The organism is Bhargavaea beijingensis, from assembly GCF_900101985.1.
Taxonomy (GTDB): domain Bacteria; phylum Bacillota; class Bacilli; order Bacillales_A; family Planococcaceae; genus Bhargavaea; species Bhargavaea beijingensis.
Window position 1 is genome coordinate 309,067 of sequence record NZ_FNAR01000001.1, and the last position, 20,832, is coordinate 329,898.

A 20,832-nucleotide genomic window follows, 5' to 3' on the forward strand; every position below is an offset into this window, starting at 1 on the left:
ATTTTAATGGGTGAATAGGTTGTGCTGATAGAGGTCGGGCCCGTCCAGCATGAGCAGATGCGGACCTCGCGTGGCGACCAGCAGCGGTGAGAGTCTCTTTCCGCTGGGCTTCTTGAACCGGAGGCGGCCGCGCCGGACATATCGCCGGTCTTTTCGTTCGGTGAGGATAAATTGACCATCCTCGTAAAACAACACCCGGCTGCCGTCCTCCGTCGCGGCCATGGCGGACGCCCCGTCGATATCAGTAGAGTAATAGGCCGTCTGCCCGCCATGGATGAACCCGACATCAAAGTCCGTGTAGTAGTGGAATGCCGCTTCGTTGCCGACAGTCGTCATTGCATAGCAATCGGCGATGAAGCGGTTGCCGGTGCCCTGATACTCCCAGGCCATCCGGCCGTCCGGACTCCATTTGACAAGACCCGATTTTCCGAGCGGGTCATCCCATCCGTAGTTGCCGAATATGCCTTCATCGAAATACCCGCACCAGATATGGTTGTCCGGCGTGACGGACAGGTGACCTATGCCGTCACCGAGACAGAACCGGCGGACAAGCTGTCCGTCCTCTGTGTAGACACGGGCATTCCGTTCGATGTTGCCGGCCCCGTGATGGTAGGAGCGGGAGCCGCACAGGAGAAGATGCCTTCCTTCATCAATCGTCTCGAAAAAGTGATAGTTCCATTTCTCCCGGGGCAAGTCGGTGACCGTTCTGGTTCCGCCGCGGATGACGACCGCTCTGTAGGCGATCGGATTCTCGGTCACGGACTGGGGGAACATCCCCTCGGCGAGGGGCGGGATCTCCTTCGTGAAAAGAACGCACAGCTCGCCGCCCGCACCGATGGCCACACTCACCGGAATGAAATCTTCCATTTCCTCTGAAACAGAGGCGGCCGGACGGAGCGGGATGGTTTTGTCCGCCATCAGTCCCTGTATGTGACGGCCGTGCCCGTCGCGATGCACATCATCATGCCTTCCCGCAGTGTTTCAAAGTCGAGGTCGACTCCGATCACCGCATTCGCACCGAGGCGTTTCGCCCGGTCCTCCATTTCACGAAGTGCGATTTCCCGGCCTTCCGCCAGCTTGTTTTCATACGCCGAGCTGCGGCCGCCGATCACATCCGTCACTGATGCGAAAATGTCCCGGACGATATTCGCCCCCATGATCGCTTCCCCGACCACAATCCCGTGATACGTCTCGATTTTTTTGCCATCCAAAGAATTCGTTGTCGTCACCAGCATGATGAATCCCTCCATTTTTGTGATACCTGTTATACGCTTCTCCGTCTGTGAATGTTTCACCTTCAGAAAACCTTCATGAATTCATGAGGGAAAACTTCACATCCGGAGCGTATAGTGGGAGGAGAGGGCGCGCCTGTCGGGGAATCGAGACATTCGTCTGGCGTATTGAGACATTCACTTGCGGAATCGAGACATTCGAATAGCGTATCGGGACATTCACAAGGAGTATCGAGACATTTGAGCAAAGCGGCGGCTTTCCGCGTAACACTCGCGGGACATTCGGTAACACCCAACGGATGCTCCCTAAAAATATTCCCCAACCTGGGGCTTTCGCCTGAAACATGAGGCACGGTTCGCCCGTATAGTGTAGTAACGGGATCGGCGGTCCCGGGGCGGAGTCGGTCCGGAGGCTGAGACGGGTTCCCGCCGGAGGCCGTTTTGGAAAAGGAGGGTCCGGTCCACAATGAAGATAACGACTGACAAGGCCGGGCCGGCATGCCAAAGCGGGCCGGGGCCGGAAAACAGGGGGAACACCATCGTGAATGAGATTTATATCGTACTGACGGATACAGGGACGGTGCTGTCGAAAATCATCCGCCGCTATACGGGCTGCCCGCTGAATCACGTCTCGATCGCCTTTGATGAGCGGCTCGGGGAGATGTACAGCTTCGGCCGCGTACAGCAGCGCAATCCGTTCTCGGGCGGATTTGTAAAGGAACGGGCGGGAGAAGGGCTTTTAAAAGACGCCCAATGCGCGGTGTTCCGGTTCCGCGTGACGGAGGACGAGCTCCGGCGGATCCGGGAGCGCATCCTGGAAATCGAGCGGGAACGCGACCGCTATACGTACAACTTCATCGGCCTGATCGGTGTCATCCTGAATCGGGAAATCTGCCGGAAGCGCGCATACTTCTGCTCGCAGTTTGTCGTGGCGATGCTCGCGTCGGCAGGCATCAAAATCACCGACGAGCCGGCGTGGCGCGCGCAGGCCCGGCACTTCTCCCAGTCGAATCAGCTGGAGCCGGTGTATGAGGGGCCGCTCCGCAACTATGTGGCACCCGGAAATGTCGTCACCATCAGGGCGCGCCGCGGCATCCGCGCCCGCATGCTCCGCGTTCCATTCAGAAAGGCAGCATCGTGATCAATTGAAAACACGCACAGGGCCCGGGGCCTTGTGCGTGTTTTTTCATGTGGTTGATCATCCCCATCAGTGTTCCGTCTGTACGCCTCTCTTCAGCCGGAAAGCTGGCTTGATCTCAGCCACAAGCACAGCAACCAGGATCAGTGCCGCTCCGAACACCATCCGGCCGGTCATGACGTCGTTGATGAACAGGACGGCCAATGCCGAGCCAAAGAACGACTCCAGTGACAGGATGACGGCCGCCTTCGTCGGCGTCGTGTAGCGGAACGCAAGGTTCTGGCAGACGTATGCGATCGTCGTCGAAAAGACGGCAAGATAGACGACCGACCAGATCGCTTCATTGGATAAGGTCGACGGGAAGCCGCCCTGGAAAAGGACTGCGACTGTGCTGAGGAGCGCCGCCGTCGCGAACTGGACGATCGTAAGTGCCAAGGCATCCTCTTTTTTCACAAACAGATTCGTGTAGAAAATATCAAAGGCGAACCCGACCGCGCACAGCAGGGTAAGCAGGTCGCCGATGTTGATCGTGAACGATCCCTGCAGCGACAGGAGCGCAATCCCGGTGAGCGCGATGACGGAGGCCGTCAGCTCATGACGGTCGATCCGCCTCCGGTACACGAGATAGGCGATCACCGGCACGATGACGACGTTGACCGCCGTCAGGAACGCATTTTTCGAAGGCGTCGTGTATTCGAGTCCGACCGTCTGCAGCGCGAACGCCACGAACAGGATCGTGCCGAGCACCGCGCCTTTCCATAGCACGGACTTCGAGATCAGCCGGAGCTTCTTGTAGAAAAGGACCGTGATGATCAGCGTGCCCAGGAGGAATCGCCCGGCCATCACCTCATAAGCGGTCAAGTGTTCCAGCGCAACCGCCGTCATGACAAACCCGCTTCCCCACACAATTGCGGTGATCAGAAGCAGGATATCCCCGATATACCGTTTCATGGCCGACCCTCCCCGTCATTTCATTCTTCTAATATATCATGGGGGCGAAGGCTGGGGAGGGCAAAATTGGCTTAATATCCGATGTCAGGACTTATCCACGGGCGAAAGGGAGCAGAAGCCTCCCTTATCCCCGGACTTATCCCGACATTCCACAGCCAAAATCCGATTTTGACACCGAAACCGGGGATAACCCGGATATCCACAGCCTTTTTGGAGAGTGAGGAAGAAGTTCTCCACAGCGCCACAAATTAGAGATTGCCCTTGTTTTAATTTTCATGGCCGTCATTTCCAAAAATCGTGGGTAGTTAGTTCCAGTAAGGTGTAACAACTTTCATATTTACTCAAGATTGAATACAGCCTTTTGTCCGATTAGAGAAACAGGGAATTTCTGAGAGAATTAATGATATTAGAGATTTCCGTTTCCGGGAGTGTGAATCAGTGAAGGTATTGGATGTTCAGCAATTTCATGAGGGGCTCCATCGGAGAAGCTGAACCGCTTGGAAGAAGAGGTACAAGCAATTAAACAGGCGGTGGAAGAACTTGTCATGCTGGAAGAAGCTTTAAAGGGAGAAGGCGGCAATGCCATTCGCGCGTTTTACCAGGAATGTCATTTGCCGCTGGTGAATTTCTTCTTAAGTTTTAAACGCCGTTTCGCTGATACTCTCCGGCGTATCGGAGAAGCATTGGATTCATTCGAGCCGGACCGGATGGGATACATCAGGCAGGAATTTCTCGAAGGCGAAGTCCAGGCAGGGTCAGAGGAGGTTCGAAGGATTACAGGAACCCTGACAGACGAGACGAACAGCATCATGGACAGTGTTGCAGATATTGTATCTCTTCCTCATCTCGATGACAGTGAAGTACAGGAAGGTGTCAGATCCTCGGAGAGACAGCGCGACTCTACTATTGAAGGACTGATGGAATCCGACCAAAGCCAGACTGTGGCTTTATCTACTGTTGACATGGATTTGAAGAAGATGGAGCAGTGGATCATTGATGTTGAGAGTATGATGGCCGAGGGATTGACAGGCGCCGATTTTCCGTCAGATTCATGGAAAGCAGTCACGGCCCGGCATCCGCTGCGACTTACCTTGACTGCGCACGACGGATCTGTTGATGGTCTTTCTAATATGTCAGGATTGAATCGTCCCAACATAGTATCCGGAGCAAACTCCTATCAGGTAGGAGGAATGGCAACTTACGGACGGCCGCTATACCCGATGGGAATTGCTGGTGTCAATGCCTCCCCGGTCCCTACGCTTTCAGCCGGAGAAAAGATTCGTTACGGCCTGAAAGCTCCGGCCCATGAAGATGAAGGAACTGAAGAAAATAGTCTAGCAGGATTCTTTAAGGATGCGGGGGATGGAGCCTTAAAAGTCGGGAAAGGTGTTCTGGATTTTCTAATCTTAGACGACATTAAGACCCTCGGAGATTCGGATGCTTCTATAAAGGTGCTCCGACACATGGTATTCCTATAAATAGCCAAACGTTATTGTCTAGTTTTCAAAGTTCTGTACAAACGGCTGTAACTGAAGGTATAAAATACGAAGAGATAATTACTGTAGGGAAGTGGGAGTTGATTTTTAGTAAGCCTCGTGGGCATGGTCAGTTACCGGTAGTCAAGCATGCTGTATACAAGCCGTGATTTGAAAAAAGAAGGATGGTGTCTCTATCATGTTAAAAATAATAGATTATAATGCAGTAAAGCTCACTAATGTTGAAATAGATGTGTATATACCTATAAACATTGAATTCGGAACATGGAATGTATCAGTAGAACCTACAATTTATTGGAGAACAGGGGACTTTAAGAAATCATTAATTGAAATAGGAGTAGGAAAAGACTCAGGGGATATTCGATCGGTTACATTAACTGTTTGTGAAAATGTATATTGGAAAGACTATGGACACCAATGTCTAAGTGACAAAAAAAGGATTGTAGGGCTTCCTATTATTCAGACCAATCAAGAAAATGATGTAACGTACCAAGACAACAAGGGAAATTTGGAAGTCTTTTTGGGGGAAAGAACTGTTTATATAAAGTTCTCAGAGAATGAAGTTGTATCTTTTATTAAGAATGAAAACGTTGAATTTGGTATTGATCATGAACATAGGATTTGTAGCGTTTTATTGAATGGGATAAATGAAGGGGAAAAAAGCATTTTGGATGAAGCTTTAGACATACCTCATGATTAAGATAAGAATCGATATGTAATTTGAATTAAAAAGGTAATCAGTTTAGAGATTAGGTTGTGTTCAGAATGAAGTTATTCGAAGATCATCTCGCGGAAATTCAAACTGACATGGTTGCAGTTTGTATGGAGTATGCTGATCATCAAGTAGATGAAATATATATCTATGGCTCGTTTGAACCTAACATGTATGCTTTTGATGTTTTCTATAAGGTTAATGGGCAGGTTGTCCACAAACATCAATTAAATCAGACTGCTCAACAAACAGGTAATTTACAAACACATGAGTATGATGTTTCTGATAACAGGCAGTTGGCAATGCTGAAAATCGGCATTAAGAACTTAAAAAAGATACGAAAAAAATGCGAAGAATATAATAGGGATATGCCAACAGAAATCAAGCTGCATTATAACGTGAAACAAAACAAACTTAGCGGAAAATATCGCTATGATCTGGTGTATTCAAATAGTGAAGAGTTGCTTCCGGACCATATCTTTGATGCGTGGTTTGAAGAAGTGAAACACCAAGAAAACTAAGTGAAAAGAAACCCGCAGGGACTCCTTCCTGCGGGTTTATCACCTATTGCTCAGGCCGCCTTGGACTCATTACCAGTGTACTTGAAGTTTATTTCCATTCGGGTCATAAAAGTGGAAGAAGGCATGGCCGTGATCTTTTTTAATATCCTCGACCTTAACATGATGATCGATTAAGTGTTGATGAAAACTGGATAATTCCGGACTCGTAAAGCCGATGCTGAATTCTTGTTCCTGGTCAATTGTAAAGTGTGCATATGTTTCATCTTCGGTAGGAACTAAGATCAGCAGGAAAGGTCCTTCATTTACTTTTATAATTGCACGCTCATCCGTAGTGTTTAGCAGCTGGAGACCTAATACATCCCTATACCATCGTGCGGACAGCTCCAAATCTTTTACGGGAATTCTAATGTAATGTACTTGTTCAATAAATGATTGACCCATAGCCTTCGCTCCTTTTTTCAAGCTGCATATTAAATTAGTTCCATTTCTAAATATCTTTTTCCTTGTATGGTGTTATAGAGTTCTTCATGAAGAAGAAATTATTTAAACCCGCAGGGACACCTCCCTGCGGGTTTGATAGGATTAGGAGAAGCATGATGGGGTTGACGGGAGGAGGCAAGCAGATGGAGAGGTTTCCGGAGATGATGAAGTTCTGTCATCCGTGGCGATCTTATCAGAAAGAGGTGCTGTCGGAGCTTGACCGGCACCTGGAAAATGGGCATCTCCATCTGGTCGCGCCGCCGGGTTCGGGGAAGACGGTGCTGGGGCTGGAGGTGATGCGTCGGATCGGAAGGCGGACGCTGATTGTCGCACCGACGATTGCGCTCCGGGAGCAGTGGGCGGACCGGCTCACCGAACTGTTCCTGGAGGGGGTGCGGCCGGACTGGCTGTCGTCCGATCTTTCATCGCCAGGATTTGTGACGGTGACCACGTACCAGTCGCTTCACGCGCTGTTCAAGTCCGGCGGGGAAGGGCGGCTGCTTGCCGAAGGTTTCGGTGCGATCGTTCTGGACGAAGCGCATCACCTGCGGACTTCCTGGTGGAAGACGATGATGGACATCAAGGAAGGGCTGGAGAACCCGGCTGTTGTCGCGCTGACCGCGACGCCACCGTACGACGAGTCACCTGCCGGCTGGCAGCGGTACGTTTCGCTGTGCGGACCGATCGATCTCGAAATCCCAGTCGCCTCGCTCGTGAAGGCGGGCGACTTGTGTCCGCACCAGGATTATATCCGCTTCACGGTTCCGTCGGCCGAAGAGCTCTCGGAGATTTTGGCGTTCCGGGAACGGACGGATGAATTCCTGGATGAGCTGCGGGAAGACGGGGAATTCGTTCGCTATCTCGAGCAGCACCGGTGGATTGCTGAGACGGAGGCCCATGTTGAGGAGATTCTCGGGTTGTCGGCCGTGTTTTCGGCGATGCTGATGGTATTGAAGGAAAGTGGTTCAGAGGCGTACCGGGAGGCGCTGCCGCTGATCGGCATGCCGGAGGAGACGATGCCGGCGCTTGACCGGAATTGGATGGAGGAACTGCTGACGGGGATGTTGTTCCGGTTGGGGGATGACGAGGAAGAAACGGTCAAACAACTGCGGAAGATGCTGTCACGGATTGGGGCCATCCACCGGCGCTCCGTTTACCTGACGTCCACGCCGGCGATCAGCCGCGCGCTTGTCCAGAGCCAATCGAAACTCAAGGCCGTTGCGGAAACCGTCCGTCTTGAAAAAGAGATCTTGGGTGACCGGCTGCGCATGGTCATCCTGACCGATTACATACGGGCGGATGACATGCCGACAGCGCCCGGCGATGAACAGCCGCTGACCCGGATCGGCGCGGTGCCGGTGTTCGAGATGCTGCGGCGGACGCTGGGCGACCGGGTGAAGCCGGCCATTCTCACGGGCTCGATTGCGGTCGTACCGGCAACAGCCGCGTCAAGGCTGGAAGGGGCGGTTCCGCTCCCGCATGATCCGTCGTTCGTAAGGATCCCGGTGAATGATGCGAACCGGCAGGGGATGGTCGCCGCGGTAACGGCACTGCTTGAAAAAGGGGAAATCGATGTGCTGACCGGGACGGCGGCGCTTCTCGGCGAGGGCTGGGACGCACCGTGTGTGAACTCGCTCATCATGGCGTCGTACGTCGGTTCATATATGCTGTCCAATCAGATGCGCGGGCGGGCGATCCGCAGAAATCCGGGAGATCCGGACAAGACGGCATCAATCTGGCATCTCGTCACCGTCGACCGTGACGCGGAAGACGGCGGCGATGACTGGCGGTCGCTCGTCCGCCGGTTCCGCTCGCTTGCGGGGCCTGGGACGGGGCGGGATGTAATCGAGACCGGCATCGGCAGGCTCGCTGTCGGGGAGCCGCCGTTTTCAATGGAAGAGATCGACCGGCTCAATACGGAAATGGAACGCCGGGCCCGTTCGCGGGAAACGCTCCGGGAGCGCTGGATGCTGGCAGTTGATTCCGGCAGCTGGATGGTGGAGGAAGCGGTTCTGCCGCGCCGCTCCGTTCCGAGGCCGTTTTATCTCGACAACACGCTGAAGGGCCTTTTGTATGTCGCGGGATTCACTGCGGCCGGGGCGGCGTGGGACGCGGGCGGCTGGATCCGCCAGCTGACCGACACGCCGTTCGGTGAATCCACACTCTGGGGCGGGCTTGCGGGACTTGCGGTTGCCGCGCCCTCATTCTGGCGCGCGGGCCGGCTGTACGTTAGGCATCCGTCTGTCGAGTCGAGCCTGAAGGAGATTGCGGAAGCGCTCTATGCCGCGATGCTCCGGGGCGGGATGCTTGCCGGGCCGGCGGAAGAGGGGGCGATCCGGGTCACCGATGACGGGCAGGGCTATTACACATGCTGGCTTTCCGCCGGCACGACCCATGAAAAGACCCGGTTCATGAACGCGCTTGCGGAACTGCTCGGCCCGATCGGGAACCCGCGCTACCTGATTGTCAGGCGCTCCCGCGGTTTCGGAAAGCGGTTAGATATTCATGCCGTGCCGGAGGAACTCGGGCGAAAAAAGGAGACCGCGGAAATCTTTCTGGAAGAATGGAAAAAGCGCGTCGGCCGGGCCGAGCTGATCTATACAAGGACGCCGGAAGGCAGGAGGCAACTGCTTGAAGCCAGAATGCGCGCGCTGTCCGCTGCATTCATCCCGGAACCCGAGCGCATCAGCGGCTGGCGCTAAAGTTATCCACGGATGGCCGGGAGCCTGCATAACCCGAATCACCGGCTTATCCCCGTCCTCCACAGAAAAGTCGGATTTTTACACGGGAATCCGGGGATAACCCGGTTATCCACAGGCTGTTTCGTGAAGTCGCCAAGAGTTCTCCACCACAAAGACGCCGAGGCCAACTGGCCCGGCGTCTTTGTTCAAATCACCAGCAACACTATCTGTTGCAGTTAGGGGATGAACCAATCATCTATGACCTAGAAGGGAACCGACTGCATTCGCTGAATACAACAATGACACGACCTAAAAAAATACAAAAGAGAGTCGCCATCACCAATTACATATTTGAGGGGGTAATCAAGTTGTTCATACATAAGATAAACGAGGACCTATCGTTAAAACTAATAGATTTAAGAGATAGCGAAAGCGTATTTGAGTTAACAGACAGGTCAAGAGGCCATTTGAGAAAATGGCTGCCTTGGTTGGACTTTAATACAAAAATCGAAGATACCACAGAATTTATAAAAGGATGTTTAAAGGGTTTTGCTGAAAACAAGAGCTTGATTTCTGTCATTTTGTTTAAGGGGAAAATTGTTGGAGTTGCCGGCTACAATGACATCAATTGGGCAAATAAAACTGCATATATCGGGTACTGGCTGGGAGAAGGATTTCAGGGACATGGAATCATGACCGAGGTGGCTAAGGCATTGACCGATTATGCTTTTGATGAATTGGGCCTAAATAAGGTTGAAATAAGAGTTGCTGTCGGCAATAAGAAAAGCAGGGCGATCCCTGAGAGATTGAACTATGTAAATGAAGGATGCATTAGACAAGCGGAGTGGTTATATGACCATTATGTAGATCATATTGTATATGGAGTTTTGGCTGACGAATGGAAGGGGAAATAGGTACTTCAAACGGGTGTACAAAAATACGCCGAGGCTAACTGGCCCGGCGTATTTTTCATGCCAACAGCAGCGCATCCAAGTCAAGAATCTCTATCTCTTTTTGCCCATTTTGCCGGATCCACCCGGCATCTTCGAACTCCGCGAACTTGCGGCTGATTGTCTCGGGCGTCGTGCCGAGATGCGATGCCAGGTCCTTCCTCGTCATCGGCAGCCTGATGGTCGGGGAGTTCAGCCGATCCGACAGTTCGGCAAGATACATGGCGATCCGGGTGTCGGCGGGTTCCGTGGCGAAGCTCGCCGCCTGCTTTTCGGAGTGGCCGAGCCGGCGGGCGAACTCATCCATGATGCGGAGCGAGATGGTCGGGTATTTCATGAGGAAAGACTGCAGGTCTTTCCGTCCGAGTGTGCAAAGCTCCGTGTTTTCAAGCGCCTCCGCATAGGCGTCATGGACCGTTTCATTAAAGACGGCGAGTTCTCCGGTAAAGTCGCCGGGTCCGAGGAGCCGGACCAGCTGCTCCTTGCCGTTGTCCGACAGGCGGCAGATTTTCACCCGTCCTTTATGGACTATATACAGCCGGTCGGATGTATCGCCTGCCGAGTAGATCGTCTCTCCGCGCTTTACCTGCCTGGGTACGACCGTCCGGACGATTTCCCGGAGCTCCGCCTCATCAAGGTGATTAAAGATCGGCACGATTGAGATGCACATGTCATGCGCATGGTCTGATTCGGCGTGCGCGCAGGAGGCGCACTGCATCGGTTCCTGTTCCATCCCGCTCCGCTCCTTTCCCTAATTTCGTCATTCGAGCCGTCAATTTCGTCATTCGGACGACCGATCTCGTCATTCCCGCCGGTAATCTCGTCATTCACACAAATGCCCCGTCTATTTCACTCCACCACAGCCGGCTGTGGTCCGAACGGTTCCACGCCGCCAGGCATCCGTTCCTTCTTACCGCCATTATACCGGACCAGCCGGATGGCGTTCAGGATGACGATCAGGACGCTGAGTTCGTGGATCAGCATGCCTGAGGCGAGGAGGATTTTTCCGAGCAGGACGCCGGCGAGCAGCAGGAACACCGTGCCGACGGCGAGCCAGGTGTTCTGTTTCATGTTGCGGACGGTGGCTTTGGCGAGCGAGCGGGCGTGGGCGAATTGGTCAAGCCGGTCGGCCATGAGCACGACGTCCGCGGTCTCCATCGAGATGTCCGTGCCGCCGGCGCCCATCGCGATGCCGATGTCGGCGGTGGCGATGGCCGGCGCATCGTTGACCCCGTCGCCGGCCATCGCGACCCGGCGCCCGTCATCTTTCAGCTTTTTTACGAATGCGACTTTGTCTTCCGGGAGAAGTTCGGCGTGCACTTCATCCAGGCCGAGCTGTCTGCCGACGAGCGCGGCGGCATGGCGGTTGTCGCCGGTGAGCATGATGATCTGCTTGACGCCGTTGGCGCGGAAGCTCCGGATGGCGTCTTGTGCTTCGGGGCGGATGCGGTCGGCGATGGAGATCAGGCCGCGGAGCTGTCCGTCGACCGCGGCGAAGATGGCGGTGTTGCCGGCTTTCTCACGCGCAGTGGCCGCAGCTTCCGCTTCCGGTGTAACTCCGATGCCGTTTTCAGCCATCAGTTTCCTCGTGCCGGCAACGATGCGCATTCCGCCGACCGTCGCCGTGAGCCCGTGTCCCTTGATGATTTCAACTTCTTCCGGCTGTTCCAATCCGACCATGCCACGGTTCCCGGCTTCTTCCACGATCGTGCGTCCCAAGTGGTGCTCCGAGGCGGTTTCCGCGGCAGCAATCATCCGCAGCAGTTTGTCCGCATCCCCGCCAAATGCATCAATCGCCGTCACTTCAGGCCGGCCTTTTGTAAGCGTGCCGGTTTTGTCGAACACGACCGTATCGATCTTCGCGAGGGATTCCACCGATTCGCCGCCTTTGAACAGCACGCCGTTTTTCGCGCCGTTGCCGATGCCGGCGACAATCGAGACTGGGGCCGAGATGACAAGCGCCCCCGGGCAGGCGATGACAAGGAAGGTGAGCGTCAGTTCGATGTTTTGTGTGAGCAGATAGACGATGACCGACAAAACGACGATTCCCGGCGTGTAGATGTTCGCGAATTTCTCCAGGAACTGCTGGGTCTTCGTTTTCGACTCCTGCGCTTCTTCGACCAGTTCGATGATGCGTGCGAATGTCGTGTCGTCGCCTGTCTTCTCGGCGATGACTTCCAGGTAGCCGCTGTCGACGATCGTGCCGCTAAAAACAGCGTCGCCGTCCGCTTTGGAAGCGGGTACCGACTCTCCTGTGATCGCCGCTTCGTTCAGGTGCGCCCGTCCGCCGGCAACCCGTCCGTCGACCGGCACTTTGCCGCCCGTACGGACAAGGACCCGGTCGCCCGCTTCAACCTCGTCTGCGGGGATGACCATTTCGCGTCCGTCCCGCACGACGGTCGCTTCCTGCGGCGCCATGTCGACGAGGTCTTTCAGCGACTTGCGTGTTTTCTCAAGTGTCCGGGCTTCCAGGTAGGCGCCGAACAGGAAAAGGAACGTGACGGCCGCCGACTCGACGTATTCGCCGATGAACAGCGCCCCGGCCACGGCGATCGTGACGAGCAGCTCGATGCTGAAGGCCTTCATGCGGAGGGCCTGGAACGCCTTCAGGGCGATCGGGGCGCCGGCGATGACGGTGGAGAGGATGAGCGTAGAGGACCTGAGTTCCTGCAGGCCGGTCAGGTGGAAGAGGATGGCCAGGACCAGGAGGCCGCCGGTGACGGCCGTGATCCATGCCTTTTGCTTGCCTGTCATGTTCATTCACACCTTTCTTTTAATGGGCACTCTGCGACATTTTCTTCGATAGGACCGGATAGCCGAGTTTTGTGACTGTGCGTTCGATTTCCTCTGCGTTGATTTTCCTTTCATCGAATCTTGCCTTCACCTTGCCGGAGTTGAACAGCACTTTTGCCTGTTCCACACCGTCCATCTTGCCGAGCGCGCCTTCGATCTTTTTGATGCAGCTCGGGCAAGTGAGGGCTTCCATCTGCAGGACGACTTGTTTCATGGTGGATTCCTCCTCGGTTGTTGTTGTCTTTATTATCGGATGGATGGGTTTTTCAGACCTTGACACCCGTCAAGAGTGCGGATTTATTTTTCTTGACAAGCGTTTCAGTGCCGGTGAAGGGGAATACGGTAGGTAATGGACTGGGAGGGGGGTGCGGATGGATACCGAGCAGCAGCGGTTTTCGGATATGAAGCGGCGTGTCTATAAAATCGCCCTTCCGGTGCTGGCATTTTCGCTCGGGTTAAGTCAGTTTCTGACGGTCCATGAAGGGTGGCTTCTGACGCTCAACCTCATCCTTCTGGTCGGTATGCTGTTCGCCTGGCTTCTCCTGTCGACGAAACTTCATCTCCGGGTCATTGAATGGTTCCTGCTCACCCTTGCCGTCATTTATCTGCTGGCGATGGTGATCCACGGGATTTATACGCAAATGCTGGGGCAAGGGGCTTTCTCGCTCGGTGATTTCATCATCTGGCTGCCGCTCGTCTCCCTGCAGATGTTTCTCCTCTTTGACCGCATGCCCGCGCTGATCGCGAATCTTGTTTTATTCGCCGTCCTGCTGGTCCCGGCAATGCCGGCATTTTCGCGCCTGGAGCCGGAGCAGGCCGAGTCGCTCGTCCTGTTTTACGCGGGGATTGCGGTCTACACGAGTCTTGCTTATTTTCTTCAGCAACTGTACAGAAGGCGCGCCGAGCAAAACGCGATGCTGCGGTTTGCTTATACCGATGCGCTCACCGGGATTGCCAACAGGCACCGGATCGACAGTTGGCTGAGAAAAAAGGGTGAGCTGGGAGAGCAAACCGGACAACTGTTTTCGGTCATTTATTTTGATCTGGATCATTTCAAGGACGTCAACGATCTTTACGGCCACAAAACGGGAGACGATGTCCTTTGGCAACTGGCCCAAGTCATCCGGAAAGAATTGGGCAAGGGGGACTTGTTCGGCCGGTGGGGGGGGAGTTCATCGTCCTGACAGATACGGGCGAGGCGGAATCGTTCCTTCTTGCTGAGCGGCTGCGCAAGGTGGTGGAAGAACACGACTTCGGAATTGCAGGACGGGTGACCGCCAGCTTCGGCCTGTCCCTCAACCGTCCCGGCGACACCGGGGAATCGGTCGTGTCCCGGTCGGACGAGCGCCTGTACCTCGCCAAGCAGGCCGGAAGAAACCGGGTGGTCGGACGCACGATGGCGAGCGGAGATCACTGACCCGGAGACGCCGTGGAAGGAGGAGGGGGAGTTGGACAGTGAACAAAAGCTGTTTGAAGAACAGAAGCGGCATGCCTATCTGTTCATTTTGCCGGTTATTGCCGCATCACTTGTGCTGAACCTCCTGATTGCGGAAGAAATCCGTCTGGTTCAAGCCATTCACTTTATCTTGCTTTTCTCGATTCTGGCCTGCTGGGGGCTGCTTTGGGCCCGGCTGCCGCTCGCCATCCCGGAAATCCTCATCCTTGTGGTATCGCTCATCTATCTGCTTTCCGCAATTCTGAGCTCGCTGTTTGTCGATATGCTGGCACAGGGGGAGCCGCGGCTCGGGGATTTTATTCTTTTTCTGCCGCTTATCATTGTCCTTGTCTTTCTCATCCTTGAGAGAAAGCAGACTGTCATTGCCTGCTTCACTCTTCTCCTCCTCATGATTGCGCCGGCCATTCCGGTTTGGGGCAGTCTCACCAGCAGCCAGATCAATTCGCTGATCACGATGTATGTTAGCCTGTTCGTTTACACGTTTTTGTCTTTTTTCCTTCACATCCTCTACCGGAGAAGGGCGGAGCAGCGGGCGATTGCCCGATTCGCCTACCTGGATGCCCTCACCGGGGCGGCGAACCGCCACCGGATCGACGAATGGCTGGCGGAAAAAACGGAACAGGCCGACCGGGAGGGCACCGAGTTCTCGGTCATCCTGTTTGACATGGATCATTTTAAACGGGTGAATGACCGGCACGGGCACAAAACGGGGGATGACGTGCTGCGGCAGATGGCCGACATCGTCCGCATGCGGCTGGGAGCGGGGGAACGGTTCGGACGGTGGGGCGGCGAGGAATTCATCGTCATCACGGATGAGGAGCTGCCGGGCGCGATGGTGCTCGCGGAGCGGCTTTGCGAAGCGATCGGTTCCCGCCGTTTCGGGAAAGCCGGCAAGGTGACCGCGAGTTTCGGGGTCGCGGGCGAACTGCCGGGAGACACGCCGGAGCGGCTGCTCAACCGGGCGGATGAGCGGATGTACCACTCCAAGCGGACAGGGCGGAACCGGGTGACCGGAGAAAAGGCTGAAGGCTGAAAAGGCGTAAAATATCCTGTAAGTCATTTCTTAATGTTCGTCTTTCGGTTATAATTAGATGAGATCAGCCGAAAGAGGTGGACTGTGTGAAGCGGATTTACGAAGGCAAGACGAAGGATGTCTACGAGCTGGAGAACGGGACAATCCAGCTGAAGTTCAAGGATGACGTGACCGGGGAGGACGGGGTGTTCGACCCGGGCGCGAACACGGTCGGCCTGACGATTGAGGGCGCGGGCCGCGCCGGCCTGCGCATGACGGAATACTTTTTCGGAAAGCTGGCCGAGGCCGGTGTCCCGACCCACTTTATCGCAGCGGATCTGGACAGCCAGACGATGAACGTCCGCAAGGCGGACGTGTTCGGCAAGGGTCTTGAAGTGATCTGCCGGTACCGCGCGGTCGGGAGCTTCCTGCGCCGGTACGGGGCCTATGCGGAAGAGGGACAGGTGCTTGATGCGTTCGTCGAGGTGACGATCAAAGACGATGAGCGCCAGGACCCGCCGATCAGCAAGGATGCCCTCGTCGAGCTGGGCATCCTGGATGGCGGGGAATACGATACGCTCAAACAGCTGACCAAACAGATTTCCGGCATTGTCAAAGATGAGCTCGCCTACCGGGGGCTGGAACTGTACGACATCAAGCTTGAATTCGGCCGCGACGCGGAAACCGGCGGCGTCCTCCTGATCGACGAGATCTCCGGAGGCAACATGCGTGTTTACAAAGGCGGCGAATACATCGAACCGCTCCGGCTTGAACAGCTGCTGTTCGGTTAAAGAACGACGAAAAAAGCACCTGCCCGTTAATGGGACAGGTGCTTTTTGATCGGATCGGAATTGCATAACAGTCACTCGCGATGGTTTTGCCGACACTGATCGCGGGGTTCGAGGCACCCGCGGTTATTTTCGAAGCACTCGCACCGGTTCATGCGTCACTCATCCGCCAGCGCGAACTTTTCTTTCATCTCTTGCAGGCTGTCCCTGAACGCCGGATACGGTCGGAAAACGGATAAGGCGCCATTGATGGCGGTGCGGTCGGCCCCGGCGCCTGCTGCCGCCTGGGTCTCGAGAAAGTCCAGGGTCGACTGCAGGTATTGGGCGGTCGCGCGGGGGATCGCCAGTCCGCAAAGGGTCGTGCGCATGGCCTCAATCACCCCGCTCACATCTTCCGGTTCCTCTTCTTCGGGGAACAGTCCCGAGAACAGTGCCCGCAGCGTCTCGTCATCCAGGAGCGGCCGGAGCGTGCCCCCGAGAAATCCTTCGGCCGCCTGTCCGGTCATCCGGACGATGAGGTCCGTCAGGGTTTCCGGATTCAGAGCCTGAGGGTTCGAGATGAACTGCTGCATATAATGACTTTTGATGCCTTCCGTGATGACGTAAATATCGTGGGTATACGGCCGGATCGCCTCCCCATAGATGGAGGTAAGCTGGTCGCGGTACCAGTCGGCCTGCGATACCCGGAGTTCTTCGATAAACCTGATCAGTTCGGGGTTCAGGCTAAAGGCCTGTTCGCGGATCACCATGATGATAAAGTCGATGTGCCGCTGCATCTGGGCAATCTGGACCTCGGTCTGGCGCCGGAAGTTTTCCTCTGCGGACAGTCCGGGGGCGACGGCGCGCTCCATCTCTTCCTGGATCAGCGAGGTGTAGTATCTGAAAATCTCCACCTGGAGAGCGTCCTTTGATTTAAAGTGAAGGTAGAAGGCGCCTTTGGAAATACCGGCCTGGACGGCAATCTCCTGGATCGGGGTGCCGTGGAACCCTTTTTCCGTGAACAGGGTGATTGCCGCCTCGATGATGCGCTTCTTTGTTTCGTTCATCTGCTTCCGTCCTCCTTTGACCCTTCGGTCAGTAATGTCAGTATAGCAGAATAAAAATGGATAAAGTGTGACAGCCGGCTCATATGATTGTATCCGGACGGCGTTTCCTTTATCCTGATAGAGGTAAACTGACCGGTCAGTCACGAGAACGGAGGAAAGCTCGCTTGAAGAAGATCATCAACTTTTCCATCAATAATAAGTTCGCCATCTGGCTTCTGACCATCATGGCTATCGCAGCGGGAATCTACTCCGCGGCCACCATGAAGCAGGAGTCGATGCCGGACATCACCGTACCGGTCGTGTCGGTCATGACCGTCTATCCGGGTGCTTCCCCGGATGAGGTCGCCGATTCGGTCACCGTCCCGGCCGAACAGAGTTTGAGGAACGTCGAGGGTGTGAAATCGATCCTGTCCTCATCGATGGAGAACATCTCGTCCATCCAGCTAGAGTTTGATTTTGAAAAAGACATGGACCGTGCCGTCACGGAAGTGGAGGGCGTCCTGAAAAACGTCCCGCTTCCGGATGATGCGCGGGATCCGTCCATTTCCCGGATCAGCATCAACGCTTTCCCGGTCGTCGCCCTCAGCATCACGGGCAACGGCCAGGACCTTGATGAACTGACGGAAATCGCCGTCAAGGACATCGTCCCGGCAATGGAAGAAGTCGAAGGGGTCGGGAACGTCCAGGCAAGCGGCCAGAAGTCGAAGGAAGTCCGGATCGACTTTGACGATGCCAAGCTTGCCGCGGCAGGACTTGACCAGGAAACGGTCACAGGCATCATCCAAGGTTCCAACATCGCCTTCCCGCTCGGGCTGAACAAGCTTGACGGTTCCATGAAGAATGTCGTCATCGACGGCTCGGTCGCGTCCCTCGAGGCGCTGGAAAACCTGCAGATCCCGGCCATCCCTGCTCAGGGGGCAGGCCAGCCGGGCGCAGATGCGGCCATGGGGGGACAGGAGGCCGGCGCAAGCCAGGCAACGCCGGAAGCCGGTGCGGCCCAGGGAGGCCAAGATGCCGGTGCAAGCCAGGCAACGCCGGGCGCGGTTTCAGGCACCGTTCCGCCGGCTAGCATGGCCGGCCTGCCGACAATCGCCCTGTCTGACGTGGCGACCATCGAGGTCGTCAATGAATCCGCATCCATCTCCCGCACGAACGGGAAAGACTCGATCGGCATCCAGATCGTCAAGAGCCCGGACGCCAACACGGTCGATGTCGTCAATGGAGTCAAAGACGAAGCGGAGAAACTGGAAAAAGATTATGGCGTCGACATTGCCATTACGTTTGACCAGGGAGAGCCGATTGAGCAGTCAGTCGAAACGATGCTTTCGAAAGCGCTCTTTGGCGCGCTGTTCGCGATCATCATCATCCTGCTTTTCCTGAGAAGCATCAAAACCACCTTCATCGCGGTCATCTCGATTCCGCTGTCGCTTCTCCTCGCGCTGCTTGTCCTGAACTCGATGGACATCACGCTCAACATCATGACGCTTGGCGCGCTTACCGTCGCGATCGGCCGGGTCATCGACGACTCGATCGTCGTCGTCGAAAACATCTACCGCAGGATGCACCTGCCGGATGAGCCGCTGAAAGGCAAGAAACTGATTCTTGAGGCGACGAAAGAGATGTTTGTCCCGATTGCGTCCTCGACGATCGTCACCATTGCGGTGTTCCTGCCGCTCGCGCTCGTCTCCGGCCAGGTCGGCGAACTGTTCCTGCCGTTCGCGCTCGCAGTCGTGTTTGCGCTGCTAGCCTCGCTTCTCGTCGCGGTCACGGTCGTGCCGATGCTGTCGCACTCGCTGTTCAAGAAGCAGCTTTACGGCAGCCAGGCCGGTGTTGCCCGCAAAACCGAGAAGCCGGGCCGCCTTGCGCGTTGGTATAGGGGTATTCTGGAATGGGCGCTCAACCATAAATGGATCACGGCCGGCATTTCGGTCCTTCTTCTGGCGGGGAGCTTCCTGCTCGTGCCGCTGATCGGCGTCACGTTCCTGCCTGAAGAAGAACAGAAAGTGGTCATGGCGACCTACAATCCGGAAGCCGGCCAGCCGAAGGAAGAAACGCTTGAAATCGTCTCCCGCGCCGAAGAGCTCCTGGAAAAACGGAAGGGCGTCACATCCTACCAGTTTTCCATCGAGGAAGCCGGCGGCATGGGCATGATGATGGGCGGAAGCGCGAACTCCGCGCTGTTCTTCATCGAATACGACTCCGACTTCGAAAACTTCTCGGAAGAGGCGAAATTGCTCGTCGGGACGCTGAACGAAGAATCCGGAAAAGGCGAATGGGGCTCGATGGACTTCACGTCCATGAGCGGCGGCTTCGAACTGTACGTCTATGCGGACAACGAGGACGACCTGAAGGCCACATCCGATCAGGTGGAGGAAATCCTGAACAATACGGACGGCCTGGAAGCGGTCGAAAGCGACCTGACGGAAGCGTACGACCAGTACACCTTCGTCACCAACCAGCAGCGCCTTGCCGAACTCGGCCTGACGACTGCGCAGATCGGAATGGCGCTGAATGAAGGCACACAGGGAGCGGCCCTCACCTCGGTGAAGCACGAAGGCGACACGCTTGACGTCTTTGTCGCCGTTGAAGAAAAGGAATTCGGCACATTCGAAAAGCTCGAATCCTCCGAAATCCCGACCGCACTCGGTGGTACTGTCCGGCTCGGCGAAATTGCCGAAGTTCAGGAAGGCGAAGCGCCGACGACGGTGACCCGCCGGAACGGCAAGCTGTACACGACCGTCTCCGCGGAAGTGACCGGCAAAGACTCCGCAGCGATTTCCCGTAAAGTTCAGGAGGAAGTGGATGAGTTGGATCTCCCGGCAGGCGCCAACGTTGAATTCGGCGGCATCACCGAGCAGATCAACGAGTCGTTCACGCAGCTTGGTCTCGCGATGCTCGCGGCGATTGCGATCGTCTACTTCGTCCTCGTCGTGACATTCGGCGGCGCGCTCGCACCGTTCGCCATCCTGTTCTCGCTGCCATTCGCGCTCATCGGAAGCTTCGTGGCGCTCTGGATCGCGGACGAACCGATTTCGGTATCCGTCATGATCGGCGCGCTCATGCTGATCGGAATCGTCGTCACGAACGCGATCGTCCTTATCGACCGCGTCATCCACAAGGAAAACGAAGGCGAAACGACGCGCCAGGCCCTGCTTGAAGCCGGCGCCACCCGTCTCCGCCCGATTCTGATGACCGCACTCGCGACCGTCTTCGCCTTGATTCCGCTCGCCATCGGAGCAGAAGGCGGCGGCATGATTTCCAAAGGACTCGGCATCACCGTCATCGGCGGGCTCGTCAGCTCGACCCTGCTGACGCTGCTGATCGTCCCGATCGTCTACGAAGTCCTTGCGAAATTCCGCAAAAAACCGATGGCCGAACCGGAATAAGCAGTGTGAAAAGCACCTGTCCCCTTGGGGGCGGGTGCTTTTTGGATCCGGGGATGTTGGCGGTGGTGTTGGATGGGTCGGGAGATTGCACTATAGGACGCGGAAATGCAATATGGGTCGGGAGATTGCCGTATGGGTCGGGGGATTGCACTATGGGTCGGAAGATTGCACTATGGGACGCGGAAATGCA

General features: G+C 55.6%; 17 protein-coding genes and 1 pseudogene. 10 read left to right on the forward strand and 8 right to left on the reverse strand.

The features are described from left to right. Positions 1-3: 3 nt before the first annotated feature. The gene (locus tag BLT01_RS01710; RefSeq protein WP_143020572.1) at positions 4-957 is read right to left on the reverse strand and encodes a hypothetical protein; all 954 of its coding nucleotides are present in this window, start codon (positions 955-957) and stop codon (positions 4-6) included. Beyond that, on the reverse strand, positions 918-1,235 hold the full coding sequence (locus BLT01_RS01715; protein ID WP_092093822.1) for a YbjQ family protein: 318 nt from the start codon (positions 1,233-1,235) through the stop codon (positions 918-920). The genes BLT01_RS01710 and BLT01_RS01715 overlap by 40 nt, the downstream gene beginning before the upstream one ends. Before the next feature lie 538 nt (positions 1,236-1,773). Here BLT01_RS01715 and BLT01_RS01720 point away from each other — a divergent pair. After that, positions 1,774-2,373: a C40 family peptidase gene (locus BLT01_RS01720; RefSeq protein ID WP_143020573.1), complete on the forward strand. Its 600-nt coding sequence runs from the start codon at positions 1,774-1,776 to the stop codon at positions 2,371-2,373. 66 nt (positions 2,374-2,439) lie between these two features. Here the strand turns inward: BLT01_RS01720 and BLT01_RS01725 are convergent, their stop codons facing one another. Next, positions 2,440-3,321, reverse strand: a complete 882-nt coding sequence (locus BLT01_RS01725; protein WP_092093830.1) for a DMT family transporter — start codon at positions 3,319-3,321, stop codon at positions 2,440-2,442. Positions 3,322-3,809: 488 nt separating this feature from the next. Between BLT01_RS01725 and BLT01_RS01730 the strand changes: the two genes are divergently transcribed. The 3 genes from BLT01_RS01730 to BLT01_RS01740 all read left to right on the forward strand — a co-directional run bounded on the left by BLT01_RS01730 (position 3,810) and on the right by BLT01_RS01740 (position 6,050). After that, positions 3,810-4,799 (forward strand): ribonuclease YeeF family protein, encoded by a 990-nt coding sequence (locus BLT01_RS01730; RefSeq protein ID WP_092093835.1) that lies wholly within the window; start codon positions 3,810-3,812, stop codon positions 4,797-4,799. Positions 4,800-4,995: 196 nt separating this feature from the next. After that, complete coding sequence (locus BLT01_RS01735; RefSeq protein ID WP_092093839.1) at positions 4,996-5,517, forward strand: hypothetical protein; 522 nt, start codon at positions 4,996-4,998, stop codon at positions 5,515-5,517. A 65-nt stretch (positions 5,518-5,582) separates the two neighbouring features. Then, positions 5,583-6,050: a DUF600 domain-containing protein gene (locus BLT01_RS01740; protein ID WP_092093843.1), complete on the forward strand. Its 468-nt coding sequence runs from the start codon at positions 5,583-5,585 to the stop codon at positions 6,048-6,050. Between the two features lie 69 nt (positions 6,051-6,119). On the opposite strand, the gene BLT01_RS01745 is transcribed toward BLT01_RS01740, so the two are convergent. Continuing rightward, entirely contained in the window at positions 6,120-6,491 is a 372-nt protein-coding gene (locus BLT01_RS01745; RefSeq protein ID WP_092093847.1) for a VOC family protein, read from the reverse strand. Between the two features lie 182 nt (positions 6,492-6,673). Here BLT01_RS01745 and BLT01_RS01750 point away from each other — a divergent pair, with 182 nt between their 5' ends. Both BLT01_RS01750 and BLT01_RS01755 read left to right on the forward strand, forming a co-directional pair. Then, positions 6,674-9,232, forward strand: coding sequence for a DEAD/DEAH box helicase family protein (locus BLT01_RS01750; RefSeq protein WP_092093852.1), 2,559 nt, complete (start codon positions 6,674-6,676; stop codon positions 9,230-9,232). 347 nt (positions 9,233-9,579) lie between these two features. Then, positions 9,580-10,125, forward strand: coding sequence for a GNAT family N-acetyltransferase (locus tag BLT01_RS01755; RefSeq protein WP_092093936.1), 546 nt, complete (start codon positions 9,580-9,582; stop codon positions 10,123-10,125). A gap of 55 nt (positions 10,126-10,180) precedes the next feature. Here BLT01_RS01755 and BLT01_RS01760 read toward each other — a convergent pair whose 3' ends face one another. The 3 genes from BLT01_RS01760 to BLT01_RS01770 all read right to left on the reverse strand — a co-directional run bounded on the left by BLT01_RS01760 (position 10,181) and on the right by BLT01_RS01770 (position 13,168). Continuing rightward, positions 10,181-10,894, reverse strand: a complete 714-nt coding sequence (locus BLT01_RS01760) for a Crp/Fnr family transcriptional regulator (RefSeq protein WP_245696834.1) — start codon at positions 10,892-10,894, stop codon at positions 10,181-10,183. 116 nt (positions 10,895-11,010) lie between these two features. Further along, on the reverse strand, positions 11,011-12,915 hold the full coding sequence (locus BLT01_RS01765; protein ID WP_092093941.1) for a heavy metal translocating P-type ATPase: 1,905 nt from the start codon (positions 12,913-12,915) through the stop codon (positions 11,011-11,013). Positions 12,916-12,934: 19 nt separating this feature from the next. Further along, positions 12,935-13,168 (reverse strand): heavy-metal-associated domain-containing protein, encoded by a 234-nt coding sequence (locus BLT01_RS01770; RefSeq protein WP_092093856.1) that lies wholly within the window; start codon positions 13,166-13,168, stop codon positions 12,935-12,937. A 700-nt stretch (positions 13,169-13,868) separates the two neighbouring features. Here BLT01_RS01770 and BLT01_RS15365 point away from each other — a divergent pair. The 3 genes and pseudogenes from BLT01_RS15365 (at position 13,869) to BLT01_RS01785 (ending at position 16,213) form a co-directional block, all read left to right on the forward strand. Beyond that, positions 13,869-14,371, forward strand: a pseudogene (locus BLT01_RS15365) (GGDEF domain-containing protein). 31 nt (positions 14,372-14,402) lie between these two features. Then, positions 14,403-15,443: a GGDEF domain-containing protein gene (locus BLT01_RS01780; RefSeq protein ID WP_092093860.1), complete on the forward strand. Its 1,041-nt coding sequence runs from the start codon at positions 14,403-14,405 to the stop codon at positions 15,441-15,443. Positions 15,444-15,529: 86 nt separating this feature from the next. Continuing rightward, positions 15,530-16,213: a phosphoribosylaminoimidazolesuccinocarboxamide synthase gene (locus tag BLT01_RS01785; RefSeq protein WP_092093864.1), complete on the forward strand. Its 684-nt coding sequence runs from the start codon at positions 15,530-15,532 to the stop codon at positions 16,211-16,213. A gap of 155 nt (positions 16,214-16,368) precedes the next feature. Here BLT01_RS01785 and BLT01_RS01790 read toward each other — a convergent pair whose 3' ends face one another. Further along, positions 16,369-17,256: a TetR/AcrR family transcriptional regulator gene (locus tag BLT01_RS01790; protein WP_092093869.1), complete on the reverse strand. Its 888-nt coding sequence runs from the start codon at positions 17,254-17,256 to the stop codon at positions 16,369-16,371. 164 nt (positions 17,257-17,420) lie between these two features. Here BLT01_RS01790 and BLT01_RS01795 point away from each other — a divergent pair, with 164 nt between their 5' ends. After that, positions 17,421-20,642, forward strand: coding sequence for an efflux RND transporter permease subunit (locus BLT01_RS01795; RefSeq protein ID WP_092093874.1), 3,222 nt, complete (start codon positions 17,421-17,423; stop codon positions 20,640-20,642). Positions 20,643-20,832: the final 190 nt, after the last annotated feature.

Excerpts from the sequence above, each read along its gene's own strand:
- BLT01_RS01790 (WP_092093869.1), bottom strand. The coding sequence starts at position 17,256 with ATGAACGAAACAAAGAAGCGCATCATCGAGGCGGCAATCACCCTGTTC.
- BLT01_RS01735 (WP_092093839.1), top strand. The coding sequence starts at position 4,996 with ATGTTAAAAATAATAGATTATAATGCAGTAAAGCTCACTAATGTTGAA.
- BLT01_RS01745 (WP_092093847.1), bottom strand. The coding sequence starts at position 6,491 with ATGGGTCAATCATTTATTGAACAAGTACATTACATTAGAATTCCCGTA.
- BLT01_RS01740 (WP_092093843.1), top strand. The coding sequence starts at position 5,583 with ATGAAGTTATTCGAAGATCATCTCGCGGAAATTCAAACTGACATGGTT.
- BLT01_RS01765 (WP_092093941.1), bottom strand. The coding sequence starts at position 12,915 with ATGACAGGCAAGCAAAAGGCATGGATCACGGCCGTCACCGGCGGCCTC.
- BLT01_RS01725 (WP_092093830.1), bottom strand. The coding sequence starts at position 3,321 with ATGAAACGGTATATCGGGGATATCCTGCTTCTGATCACCGCAATTGTG.
- BLT01_RS01715 (WP_092093822.1), bottom strand. The coding sequence starts at position 1,235 with ATGCTGGTGACGACAACGAATTCTTTGGATGGCAAAAAAATCGAGACG.
- BLT01_RS01750 (WP_092093852.1), top strand. The coding sequence starts at position 6,674 with ATGGAGAGGTTTCCGGAGATGATGAAGTTCTGTCATCCGTGGCGATCT.
- BLT01_RS01770 (WP_092093856.1), bottom strand. The coding sequence starts at position 13,168 with ATGAAACAAGTCGTCCTGCAGATGGAAGCCCTCACTTGCCCGAGCTGC.
- BLT01_RS01760 (WP_245696834.1), bottom strand. The coding sequence starts at position 10,894 with ATGGAACAGGAACCGATGCAGTGCGCCTCCTGCGCGCACGCCGAATCA.